The sequence below is a fragment of the Moorena sp. SIOASIH genome (genome assembly GCF_010671925.1).
In the GTDB taxonomy this organism is placed as follows: Bacteria; Cyanobacteriota; Cyanobacteriia; order Cyanobacteriales; family Coleofasciculaceae; genus Moorena.
Genome location: NZ_JAAHIH010000001.1, coordinates 550,743 through 563,445, shown reverse-complemented (window position 1 = coordinate 563,445; position 12,703 = coordinate 550,743). Strand labels below are relative to the sequence as shown.

Here is a 12,703-nt window from a genome sequence, read left to right as displayed (position 1 = left end):
ATTAGTCAGCTACATTAGCCAGCTACATGAGTCAGCTACATGAGTCAGCTAACACTTAACTCTTAAGGTGACAGTTACCGTAAGAAGATGCGTTGTAATTCTCGAGTGGGGTCGCTATAGGTGGTTCTTGAATGTGCTATACATTTGTTGTCCCAAAGCAACAATGAGTATTGCTTCATCCGAATAGCCATGTGATTTTCCTCGTAATACGCTAGAAATCGGTCGGCAATTTCTCCCAAAAACGGCTCGGGAGTAAAGGGCTTTAGGTTCTCTGGATCGGGGCTGTAGTCACCGTATTTAATATAGTTACAAGAAAAGCGCAAAACAGGCTTCTTACCCTCAAATGAGAGGATGGGATGAATTGCTCCCTTGGTGCGGTTGGCGTGGACTCCCCTCGTGGCACCAAAATGGTGTCGAGTCTCCATGAGTTTTTTCTTTTCTTCTTCCGTAAGAGTCTTCAGGAATCCTTGGACATAAGCCAACGTGGTCATCCCACCACCACAATCAGAAGGCTTTTTGCACCAAAGCGCTAGATAGTTCGGTGGGGTTTGATAATCGCTGGCTTCCGTATGAGGAAGCAAACGCCTTTCACCTCTGGCATCGGAAAATTTCATCAATTCTGGTTCATATCTGACATAGAATATTGGTTTCCCATATTGCAGGATTAACTCACCACCTGTGACCAATTTTGAAAATTCGATCCAGTCAAAATTGGGGTCTTCAGTTTCCACATAAATAAAGTGGTTTTGCTCCAGAAAGTTCTGATAATCAGTAATTGATTTATCAAATTTTGGCAATTTACTTGCCTGATAAGTTAACATCCAAACTCCTTTTTTTTATAAGGCTGACAAAAATTCACTATAGGCGAAATAAATTCAATACTGGTTACTTGTTTACATTTTTTTAAAAAAACACACATAATAAAATATAAAAAAACTAATTATTAAGTAATTACAATGGATTCGTGATATATAAGGGTCTTTCTCAACCAGAGGCTTTGCCATTTATTCCACGGGGGACTTTCATCTGTTCCAAGTTTCCCTCTTAAGCTGCTGTGCATTTTCTTGATGCCGTCGCTCATGGGAGAAACCGCCTGTTCCGTTGCTGAATCGCTTAAAGTGCCTATTTTCAAATTAGAAAAAAACCTTAAAACCCTATCCCCATCTACTATCTACGCCAGCTAGCCAGTTAAGTGTGTAACAGATTATTAAGGGGGGCTCTAGTCACAGTTAAGCTTTTAGCATTTAACAAAAGCTTCTACATTCAGTCTTTTAGAGACTTTTTGTTAAATAAAGGTTAAAGTTGGTTAAAGTTAAATAAAGCTTAAATTATTGCGTAGGGTGAGATAGGCGGCGAGTACTTTAAAAGCTCACCTGTAGCGAGAGCTGTCCGCCTTAACTCACCCCTATTCAGTACTCTATATTTCTTAAGATTTACTTTATAAACAGTCTCTAAGTTGTAGAGCAATTCTTATTTGGGTGAGGTTTTTAGGGAGCTTCCGAGCTGGGAGCTTCCGAGCTGCTCAGAGGGAAGAGGTAAAAAATAGTGAATAATGGATAATTGCCTTTTGCTGATTACCCATTATTCACCTGTATCCTTTCCTAGCCCAGAAATAAGATAAGTAATCGTAAGCATTCAGCTATCAGCCGTCAGCCGTCAGCTTATTTTATTCAAAAGCACCATTAGTAACGTACGCTATGGGCATAAACTGTTCCCGTAGCTTGGCCACAGACCTTTAGCAGCGATTGCGCTACGCGCACGCTGCGCGAACAGTAGCGCATTAGCTGATAGCTGATAGCTGACGGCTGAATGCTTACAAGTAATCAAACAAACTTGATCTTACTTCCCAATACAGAAACGGCTGAAAATGCGGTCAAGCACTGATTCGGTTACTTCCTCTCCTGTAATTTCTCCCAAGGCTTGAATTGCTCCACGCAAATCAATCGTCCAAAAATCTAAGGGTAACTCTTGCGCAATAGTTTCTTGCACTTGCTCAAGAGACATTTTCGCCCGCGTCAAGGCAGCAGCTTGTCGTTGGTTAATCGCTAAATCTAAATCAGCGGCTTGCAGGTTGCCACGATTTACTGCGTCAAGAATTGCCTTCTCCAGAGCATCAATCCCTTGATTATAGGCAGCTGCTGTCTTCACTACCTGCTCTATAGTATTAGGATAGCATACGGTAGATTCAGTAGATTCACTGGCCAGGTCAGTTTTGTTAATCACTAGAATTACGGGACGTTCTTGCACCTGTTGGTAAATTTCCTGGTCCCCTGCACTCCAGCCAGTGGTTGCTTCAATCACCAGTAATACCAAGTCAGCCGCCATGGCTGCACTACGAGATCGCTCTACTCCAATCTTCTCGACTTGGTCAGCAGTTTCGCGAATTCCTGCTGTATCGAGTACCTGTACCGGGATTCCCCCTACCACTAACTGAGATTCCACCACATCCCTAGTGGTACCAGGAAGGTCAGTTACAATAGCGCGATCGCATCGACTCCAAGCATTCAATAAACTCGATTTTCCGACATTGGGTCGCCCAAGGATTACCACTTTTAAGCCCGTGCGCAATAGCTCACCCTGATCCGCTGTGGCTAATAGTCGGGATACTTCTGTTAAGATATTGTTAAGTTGAGCCACAATTGCGCCTTGATCAAGGGGTGGTAAATCCTCCTCAAAATCAATTCGAGCCTCAATTTCTGCCAAAATATCCAGGCAAGTAGCTCTGGCTTCCCGAATGGGTGTGGCGAGCTTGCCCTGCAACCCAGCTAGGGCGGCTTGAACGGCTGCTGGGGAGCGAGACCCCACTAAGTCCGCAACACTTTCTGCCTGAGTCAAATCCAAACGCCCATTCAAAAATGCCCGTAGGGTAAATTCTCCTGGCTGTGCTAATCTCGCTCCTTGTTCGAGGCACAATTGCAACACTTTTTGGACGGGCATGATCCCACCGTGGCAATGGAACTCTACCACATCTTCACGAGTGTAGGAACGGGGAGCTTGCATAATCAGCAGCAATGCCTCATCCACTAGCTGTTGGGTTTTGGGATGGCGCACATAGCCGTAGAGAATCCGGTGACTCTCCCAAGCCTGACGCCCCGGTGCCTGGAATAAAGTACGGGCAATTGCGATCGCATCCCTTCCTGACAGTCGCACTATACCGATACTCCCTTGTTGGGGGACAACTGCTGTTGCGATCGCAGCAATCGTTTCACTCTCGAACATCTCAGATCAAATTCGGTTAACAAATCATCATATCCCTTTTGGTGGTATAGGAGTAGGGAGTAGGGAGTAGGGAGTAGGGAATCGGGAGTAGGGAGTAGGGAATCGGGAGTCGGGAGTCGGGAGTCGGGAGTCGGGAGCAGCGGATCTGGGAACAGGGAAAAAATGCTGTGTACCTCATTAGCTTATAAACCGCTATAGTTGACGATTACCCATCACCTATTACCGTAACCGAAAAATCCAGGCACTATTTGGCAAGTGATTAACCAGAGCGGTCAGTGGTCAGTGGTCAGTGGTCAGTGGTCAGTGGTCAGCCGTCAGCCGTCAGCCGTCAGCTTATTTTATTCAAAAGCTGTTCGGTGTACCTTGGCCACAGGCCCAAAGCTGATAGCTAATATAGCACTACGCATTCAGATGTTTGACATTGTCTTGATGCAGTCGCTCATGGCGCATGGGTCTGTGTGCGGAACCTGCGTCCGCACCGCTGTTTGCCCCGTGGAAACCACGGCAGTCGCTCATGGGGGAAACCACGGCAGTCGCTCATGGGGGAGACCCCCAAGACCGCGCTGCCTCCCCTGTTCCCTTGCTGCCTCCCCTGTTCCCTTGCTGCATCGCTCCTAAACTCCGAAACTTAGTCATAGCTTACTTCTGACTTCTAACTTCTTACTTCTGACGCTAAGCGTAGCGCTATAGCTGATAGCTGATAGCTGATAGCTTACGTATTAGTAGCAAAGCTGACTGCTGATAGCTGATTACTGACTTTTTGATATTGGCATTAATTATAGCAATAATAGATGAGTTTTGATATCGATAAGATTTGGTAAATTTATAAAAATCAATCCAGATTTGACATTATTTATTTCACGGTTAAACTAGAAGGATGATTTTACCACTAACTATAGGTGTTATTTGTATTTATTTGATGAAGATAATCAGGATTATGTGAAAATATTAACTAACCTAAAACCTAATTTCTAAAGATAGTAATAAATTTAACTATATAATAAAAGATTCGATGAAGTTGGTTAAGTATCTAGCAATTTAAATTTAAAATTAAAACCGATTAAGATCACCGAGATTTTACCAATAAGCCAAATGAAATTAGCTGTGAGCCCAATTAGTCAATCCCTGAGCGTTCTCTATGTGTTGACAGGAATTCTTTGGGTTATACCGACAATAGCACAGCCGATTCAAAGCGATGGCACTACTGACACGGAAGTTATCCAAGATGGTAATCGCTTTGATATTGACGGAGGTACTCGATCAGGTGATGGCTCTAATCTATTTCACAGCTTTCAGGAGTTTGGTTTAGACCAAGACCAAATTGTTAATTTTTTGTCTCAACCCGGTATAAAAAACATTCTCAATCGGGTTACAGGTGGCAACGCTTCATTGATTAACGGTCTCATCCAAGTCACAGGGGGCAACGCCAACCTGTTTTTAATGAATCCAGCGGGGATAATTTTTGGTGCTGATTCCCAGCTGAACATTCCAGGATCATTCACCGCTACCACCGCTACAGGTATTGGCTTTGGTGATAATAATTGGTTTAGTGCCTTTGGTAGCAACGACTACTTTTCTTTAATTGGAACACCTAGTGTGTTTAGGTTCGAGACATTAGGTACACCAGGAGCCATTATCAATCAGGGCCAGCTAGAGGTGACACCAGGAAATAACCTAACCTTACTGGGTGGCACTGTGATCAGTACTGGAGAACTGGCAGCACAAGAGGGAAAAATTACGGTAGCTGCTGTACCAGGGGAAAGTTTAGTTAAAATTAGCCAAGAGGGGCACTTGCTCAATTTGGAAATTCACCCCCTACTCACTGACCAACAATCTTTGACACCTGTGCAATTGCCTGAACTTTTAACTGGCGCTGATGTAGGTCATGCCACAGAATTCCAGGATAATGGTGATGGTACTGTGACCTTGAAAGATTCAGGCATCACTTTGGAGTCTGGAGATGTAGCTGCTAAAAAAGTAACCGCAGAGACTGCAACCCTATCCGCGAAGAATAACCTGACTCTAGTAGAAAGCCAGCTGTCTACCACAAAAGACTTAAACCTACTGGCTCAGAATAAAGTGGTGGTAAGGGATACACTCGATAATCCCTTCAATGCTATAGCGGGAGGAGACCTCTACATTCAGGGGGATTTAGGCATTGATATTCTGGCACTGAATCATCCCAAGACACCCTTTCAGAGTGGCGGTAATCTCAGTTTAGTTAGTGATGGGATTATTTCCGGAGATGCTCACTTTGCCAGTGGTGGTAGTTTCTCGATTCTGAATTTATCTGGTAAACCAGGTAATTTTCTGAGCTTCTATGACCCGATTATTATCTCTAGAGGCGATGTCATCTTTGGGGATTATACAGGAGCTTCTCTGAAAGTAGAGTCTACCGGAAGTATTGAGGGGGGAAATATCGAGATCACACAGCCAGATACCACTGGCTCGATTCCCACTTCAGATCCAGATTTTGAGAATTTGACCCAACGCCGCTCTCTGATTTTGCGAGCAGGTTTGAGTGAGGATCAATTGAGTAATCCAGTTAATCTTGATCCTAATCAATCAGTCACCGTAGAGGGAACAGAATTCTCTAATCTCGAAGAGAATTCATCTGAAGGGAGTATCACTATTGGTAATATCGACACGAGTTCTGATCAGGGTGATGCTGGACCTGTAATCTTATCAGCTCAAGATGACATTATATTCCGTAATAATGATGGTTTGATTATTACCACGATCAGGACGACAGAAACAGGGGGTAGTAATTCTGGTGATGTAACCTTGGAAACTGCAGAGGGAAGCATTCAGGTAAATGGTGAGACTCTCAGAATTATTACCGAGGCATCAAACGGTGGTGATTCTGGTAACATAACCTTTAATGTTCCAGATTCAAACAATGTTAACTTTGATGATATTGATATCAACACACAAGCTCAGAGGAGTGGGAATGGTGGTGATATCATAGTCTTCGCTCCTGACATTACTAGCGAAACTGATGTAGAAGCAATACGAGCACAAATAGCATCTAACTCACGGTTAGATGCTATCCAAGGTACAGGAGGAGAGATTAGTATTAATCCGGGAGATCCAACGGATGATGGCACAGGTACACCACCGGATGATGGCACAGTCACACCACCGGATGATGGCACAGTCACACCACCGGATGATGGCACAGTCACACCACCGGATGACTCAACGGTTACACCACCGGATGACTCAACGGTTACACCACCGGATGACTCAACGGTTACACCACCGGATGACTCAACGGTTACACCACCGGATGACTCAACGGTTACACCACCGGATGACTCAACGGTTACACCACCGGATGATGGCACAGTTACACCACCAGATGATGTAACAGTCCTACCACCGGATGACTCAACGGTTACACCACCGGATGATGGCACAGTCACACCACCAGATGATGGCACAGTTACACCACCGGATGATGGCACAGTTACACCACCGGATGATGGCACAGTCACACCACCGGATGATGGCACAGTCACACCACCGGATGATGTTACAGTCCTACCACCGGATGATGGCACAGTTACACCACCGGATGATGGCACAGTTACACCACCGGATGATGGCACAGTTACACCACCGGATGATGGCACAGCTACACCACCAGATGATGTTACAGTCCTACCACCCGATGACTCAACGGTTACACCACCGGATGATGTTACAGTCCTAGCGCCAGATTATGTAACGGTTGTAGTACAGAAGGATGTAGCAGTTTCACCACAGGTAGACTCAACAATCCCCACACCGGATAACTCATCAATAACACCACCAGAGGTTCCACCACCGGTAGAGCAACCAATCACACTAGAGGCGACCGTTAAAAGTGACCTAGTGTATGGCATAGAAAAAGCCTTCACAGAAGAATATCAGGCATACTTTCTGCGACAGCTCAAGACCAAAATTTATACTCAGAATGATGTGCGCGATCGCATTCGTGAGCTTGAGCGGGAGAAGGGTCTCAAGACTGGGGTTATTTATGTCAGTTTTGTCCAAAACTCCCTGACATTGCCAGGAACGCGATGCCAAACTCCGGCAATCCCAGCAGCCGAAATTGACCGACGATTTGGTTACCGAACCTCTGATCTACCTTCAGAACCGGAAAAATGCTTACAACAAAGCGATGACCAGCTAGAACTGTTGCTGATCAAAGCAGACGGTAATCCAATTCTGCGGCGAGTCTATAACGCCAATCGTGCTGAAGTCCTAGCTGTGACCAGGACTTTTCATCGAACACTGATAAATCCCCGAAACTTGGATGATAAGGATCATCTCAAAGCAGCTCAGCAACTTTACCAATGGCTGATCGGACCGTTGGAGTCTGAGTTAAAAGCTAATAAGATCGAGAGCCTGATATTTGCCATGGATCAGGGTTTGCGCTCTCTACCCCTGGCTGCTCTGCACGATCAAAAGAACTATCTAGTAGAAAATTATAGTGTCAGCCTGGTGCCTAGCCTTAGTTTGACCTATTCTCGGTTTAGCAATGTTCAATCCTTGCGACTGCTGGCGATGGGAGCCTCCCAATTTTCTGATAAAGAGGATTTGCCTTGGGTAAAAGTCGAGTTAGAAACAATTATCGACAAAAAACTGTGGGAAGGTAACTATTTTCTCAACGAAAGCTTCACTCTGGAAAATTTAAAGGCTCAACGAAAAAAGCGGAAATTTGGCATCATTCACTTAGCTACCCATGCTCAGTTTAATCGAGGAGCTCCTGAAAATTCTTATATTCAAATGTGGGACAAAAAACTGGGGCTCGATGAACTGGAAAATCTGTTTTATGAGCCATCAGTAGAGTTGTTGGTACTCAGCGCTTGCCAAACGGCTTTGGGAAATCGGGAAGCAGAGTTAGGTTTTGCTGGATCAGCGTTTCAGGCAGGGGTTGACTCCACTCTAGCAACCCTTTGGTCTGTCAGTGACCAAGGGGCTATGGGGCTGACTACAGAGTTTTACCGTCAGTTGAACAAGACACCGAGTAAAACTGAAGCCTTGCGACAGGCACAGTTGGCAATGATTCGAGGCAATGTCCGGATCGAGAATGATCACTTATATAGCTCTGGCAAGAAAATTGCTTTATCCTCAGAATTGTCAGGATTTGGAAAACAAAGCTTTACGCATCCCTATTATTGGGCTGCTTTCCTGCTAGTTGGTGATCCGTGAACAGGGAGTAGGGAGTAGGGAGTCGGGAGTCGGGAGTCGGGAGTCGGGAATCGGGAATCGGGAGTCGGGAGTGAGGAGGGTGGGGAGCAAGTGGTGTGGTTTCCACTATGAGCGGCTGCATCAAGACAATGCATTTAAAGATACCAAATTCTCCCCAACTACTTCTTCTCCCTATCCTGACACTCTTCCCCCTGCTCCCTACTCCCTGCTCCCTGCTCCCTTTAAACTCAAATGCTATAACCCAATCGTTTTCAGCATTTCCAAATGCTTTGAAACCGGTACAAGGGTATTGGCGGTAATCATCCCGCTGGCTGCAACTGCTGGTAAACCAATACCGGGAAAGGTTGAGTCTCCACAGCACATTAGTCCAGGTAGGGGTGTGCCAGGACCAGGAAAGATGCCAACTCCTGCTCGAATTGCTGGACCGTAGGAACCTCGGTGGCGGCGCAGAAAGCGTTCGTGGGTCAGTGGTGTACCGACTAGAGTGACTTCACAACGGGAACGAATGTCTGGAATGATGCGCTCCAATCCTTTCCACATGATTTCTGCACGCACCTGCTTTTGTTGTGCATAGGCTTCACTGCTACGACTCATGCCTTGCCAGAGTTGATAGGGTTCGTTACCTGGAGTATAAACGTGAATCACGTGTTTTCCTGGTGGTGCTAGGGATGGGTCTAGAAGGGATGGAATCGATAGCACTACTATATTTTGAGGAGCGGTAACACCCTTTTCCCAGTCATTAACGATAATGTAGTGGCAGGCTAGGTCTTTTTCTAGTCCTTCAGCATCAATGCCTAAGTGGAGATGCATGAAGCTATCACACTCAGGGGTGGCGTTTCTCTTGGCTCGATAGGATTTTGGTATTGCTGAATCTGGAAGAAGTTTGAGGGTATCCCATACTGAGATATTAGACACTACTGCTTTACGGGCTCGGATTTCTTTGCTGCCCCGCAGACGCACTCCTACGGCACGGTTGTGCTCAACTATCACTTCTTCAACATGAGCATTAACTATCAACTGACCGCCATGTTTTTCTAATCCCCGCACTAGGGCATCAACTAAGGCACCACTACCACCAATGGGATAGTCTAGCACTACTCCTGGTCGATACCATTCGGCAAACATAAAGGCCATCTCTGCCGCAATGGTTCCATCCGCTGGTAGTCCGGATAATAGAAAACAAAGCAACTCCAGCCAATTACGGCTAAAGTTGTCTTTGAGAACACCGTCCATAATCTGGCTAAAGGGTCCTCTGAGCTTGATAGAATCCCCAGCATAGCGTAAGAAAGAGGGGGCAAATCGGCTGAGGGTGACTACTGCGCCAAGATCAAAACGGATGGCAGTGAGGGGAATTGCGATCGCAGCCTTAGCTAGGGGTTCCATGACGCGCTGAAGCTCACGCCATTCGGTTACAGCATCGTTACCACGAAGCCTGGCTAGAACCTCACAAAACTGATCCGCACCAACCGATGTGTCAAAGTCACCTTCAGGCAAACGGCAACCCCATGTATTGTAGGTTTCCCAAGATAAATCCTCACCGATGGCATCTAGCAGTTGTCGCAGAGGATTGGAAGAAGGGCTATAAGACAAACCTGAGTAAAGAGACGGACCGGAGTCAAACTTGAATCCATTGCGCTCAAAAGCGTGAGCAGCACCACCAGGGATTGAGTGGCTCTCGCAGACTGTGACGTTAAAACCGTAGCGAGCTAGAAGAGAGGCGCAGCATAAACCACCAATCCCACTGCCAATTACAACTATATCTGTTTCTTTACTCATCCTTGGGCTCGATAGTTTGCAATGTTGTTTATTCTATAGTAGGGAGTAGGGAGTAGGGAGTAGGGAGTAGGGAGTAGGGAGTAGGGAGTAGGGAGTAGGGAGTAGGGAGTAGGGAGTAGGGAGTAGGGGTAAGAAAATTGACTGCTTTTGAGTACCTGTTATCCTAAAATAAAATTTTTATCGCTTTGATAGTTTGATAATTTGTAAGCATATCCGCTACGCGCACGCTAAGCGAACAGCTATCAGCGGTCAGCTGTCAGCTTTTTAAGAAAATAGGTAAGCATTAGTTTAATCTCTGTTACTGATCCGAAGTTCCCTGCTCCCTGCTCCCTGCTCCCTGCTCCCTGTTCCCTGTTCCCTGTTCCCTGTTCCCATCAATCCTGTGTTCACAACTTATATAAAAATGCTATAGTCCCAATTTTTCTCGTATCGTCTCTTCATTTGCCCTAAACCCTACCAATACCGCTGTGCCATCCTTCACAAATAGGGGTCGTTTCAGCAGCATCGCATCTTTGGCAAAGGCTTCAACCCACTGCTCATCGGTCCAAGTCTTTTTTTCTTCACCTATTTCACGATAGGATTTCCCAGAAGTATTACGCATGGGTTTAGAGCTCAACGCATCCACCCAGCTGCTAATCATCTCTGCAGTTGGTGGATGCTCTTTAGTGTTAATAAAATCATACTCAATACTGTTATCTTCCAGCCATTTAAATGCTTTTTTGCAGGTTCCGCAGTTGGGGATACCGTAGACTTTGATTGACATAATTTCTATCCTTATTTTTAAGCAGTCAGCGGTCAGCGGTCAGCGGTCAGCCGTAAGTAGTCAGTAGTCAGTAGTCAGCGGTCAGCTTATTTTATTCAAAAGCTGTTCGGGTAGCGTGCGCGTAGCGCATAAACTGATGACTGAAAGCTGAAAGCTGATAGCTGAAAGCTGAAAGCTGATAGCTGAAAGCTGATAGCTGAAAGCTGATAGCTGATAGCTGAATGCTTACCTTTACCCTAAAACTACACTTTGAATTTATCGGTAATCCGCTGCATCGCTTCGTCTACATTTTCCCGACTATTAAATGCGGAAATGCGGAAATAGCCTTCTCCTGCAGCACCAAATCCAGAACCAGGGGTTCCGACTACATTGGCAGTGTTGAGTAATTTATCAAAGAAATCCCAACTGGATAGACCATTAGGTGTTTTGACCCAAACGTAAGGGGCATTTACGCCACCATATACTGTTAATCCAGCGGCTGTTAGTTGATCGCAAATAATCTTGGCATTTTCCAGATAGAAGTCAACTAGTGCTTTAACTTGCTCTTGGCCTTCTTCAGAATAAACGGCTTCAGCGCCTCGTTGTACAATATAGGAAACCCCATTAAACTTAGTACAATGGCGGCGGTTCCAAAGTGGCCACAGTTCTACATCTGAACCATCCGATGCTTTGGCTGTTAGGGTTTTGGGTACTACTGTTAATGCACAGCGGGTGCCGGTAAAGCCCGCATTTTTGGAAAAAGAGCGGAATTCAATGGCACAATCCCTTGCTCCGTCAATCTCGTAGATGGAGTGGGGTAGGTCTGGGTCAGTGATAAAGGCTTCGTAGGCTGCATCAAAGAAAATGACCGAGCCATTAGCTTTGGCATAGTCTACCCAGGTTTTGAGGTAGTCTTTGGTAGCGGTTGCTCCGGTAGGGTTATTGGGGAAGCACAGGTAAATTAAATCAACCTTCTCGGAGGGAATCTCAGCGGTGAAGTTGTTTTCGGCGGTAATCGGTAGATAAACCAAACCCTCATACTTACCAGCATCATTAGCATCCCCGGTATGACCAGCCATGACGTTGGTGTCTACATAGACGGGATAAACTGGGTCAGTAACGGCAATCTTGTTATCGTTGCCGAAGATGTCGAGAATGTTGCCAGTGTCGCACTTGGAGCCATCGGAGATGAAAATTTCCCCAGCCTCAATGTCACACCCCCGGCTTTGGAAATCGTGGCTAGCAATTTTTTCCCTTAACCAAGGGTAGCCTTGCTCTGGACCATAACCTTTGAAGGTGGCGCGATCGCCCATTTCTTCAACGGCTTTGATTATGGCGGTGCGGCAGGCGGCTGGTAGTGGTTCGGTAACATCACCAATCCCCAGCTTGATTAGCTTAGCATCGGGATTGGCTTCTGCGAAAGTATTGACCCGTCGCGCAATTTCGGGAAATAGGTAGCCAGCTTTGAGTTTGAGGTAGTTATGGTTAATGGTTGCCATAGTAGATTGGTATATACGCCCTCAAAACAGCTTACACTTCTTTCAGAAGTCGGGAATAGGGAGTAGGGAGTAGGGAGTAGGGAATAGGGAATAGGGAACAGGGAACAGGGAACAGGGAACAGTGTTGCTAGTGGTGCTTTAGGGACGGGCTCGCCCTGATTTTCTTGGTAGCCAGTTTTGGGAAAGTCCGTCCGATTGTAACGGGCAAGATGCTCGTTACACCCACCGGATCAATCCGAAGCTTGCAGTCTTATAACCACTGCTGGTT

At 45.9% G+C, this 12,703-nt stretch carries 8 protein-coding genes; 2 read left to right on the top strand and 6 right to left on the bottom strand.

Annotated elements, in window-relative coordinates; genetic code table 11:
- Window positions 1–74 precede the first annotated feature (74 nt).
- From F6J90_RS02545 to F6J90_RS02535, 3 genes are all read right to left on the bottom strand, one after another.
- Window positions 75–821: a TauD/TfdA family dioxygenase gene (locus tag F6J90_RS02545; protein ID WP_293090956.1), complete on the bottom strand. Its 747-nt coding sequence runs from the start codon at window positions 819–821 to the stop codon at window positions 75–77.
- 1,018 nt (window positions 822–1,839) lie between these two features.
- A complete protein-coding gene (gene mnmE, locus F6J90_RS02540) occupies window positions 1,840–3,219 on the bottom strand; it encodes a tRNA uridine-5-carboxymethylaminomethyl(34) synthesis GTPase MnmE (RefSeq protein ID WP_293090955.1) in 1,380 nt (459 codons plus the stop codon).
- Window positions 3,220–3,235: 16 nt separating this feature from the next.
- Window positions 3,236–3,397, bottom strand: a complete 162-nt coding sequence (locus F6J90_RS02535; protein WP_293090954.1) for a hypothetical protein — start codon at window positions 3,395–3,397, stop codon at window positions 3,236–3,238.
- Window positions 3,398–3,474: 77 nt separating this feature from the next.
- Between F6J90_RS02535 and F6J90_RS02530 the strand changes: the two genes are divergently transcribed.
- Entirely contained in the window at window positions 3,475–3,837 is a 363-nt protein-coding gene (locus F6J90_RS02530) for a hypothetical protein (RefSeq protein WP_293090953.1), read from the top strand.
- Between the two features lie 474 nt (window positions 3,838–4,311).
- Window positions 4,312–8,418 carry a CHAT domain-containing protein gene (locus F6J90_RS02525; RefSeq protein WP_293090952.1) on the top strand — a complete coding sequence of 1,369 codons (4,107 nt, stop codon included), beginning with the start codon at window positions 4,312–4,314 and terminating at the stop codon, window positions 8,416–8,418.
- A gap of 234 nt (window positions 8,419–8,652) precedes the next feature.
- Here F6J90_RS02525 and F6J90_RS02520 read toward each other — a convergent pair whose 3' ends face one another.
- From F6J90_RS02520 to F6J90_RS02510, 3 genes are all read right to left on the bottom strand, one after another.
- On the bottom strand, window positions 8,653–10,194 hold the full coding sequence (locus F6J90_RS02520) for an NAD(P)/FAD-dependent oxidoreductase (RefSeq protein WP_293090951.1): 1,542 nt from the start codon (window positions 10,192–10,194) through the stop codon (window positions 8,653–8,655).
- A 406-nt stretch (window positions 10,195–10,600) separates the two neighbouring features.
- Window positions 10,601–10,957, bottom strand: coding sequence for a Spx/MgsR family RNA polymerase-binding regulatory protein (locus tag F6J90_RS02515; RefSeq protein ID WP_293090950.1), 357 nt, complete (start codon window positions 10,955–10,957; stop codon window positions 10,601–10,603).
- Window positions 10,958–11,199: 242 nt separating this feature from the next.
- Complete coding sequence (locus F6J90_RS02510; RefSeq protein ID WP_293090949.1) at window positions 11,200–12,435, bottom strand: LL-diaminopimelate aminotransferase; 1,236 nt, start codon at window positions 12,433–12,435, stop codon at window positions 11,200–11,202.
- Window positions 12,436–12,703: the final 268 nt, after the last annotated feature.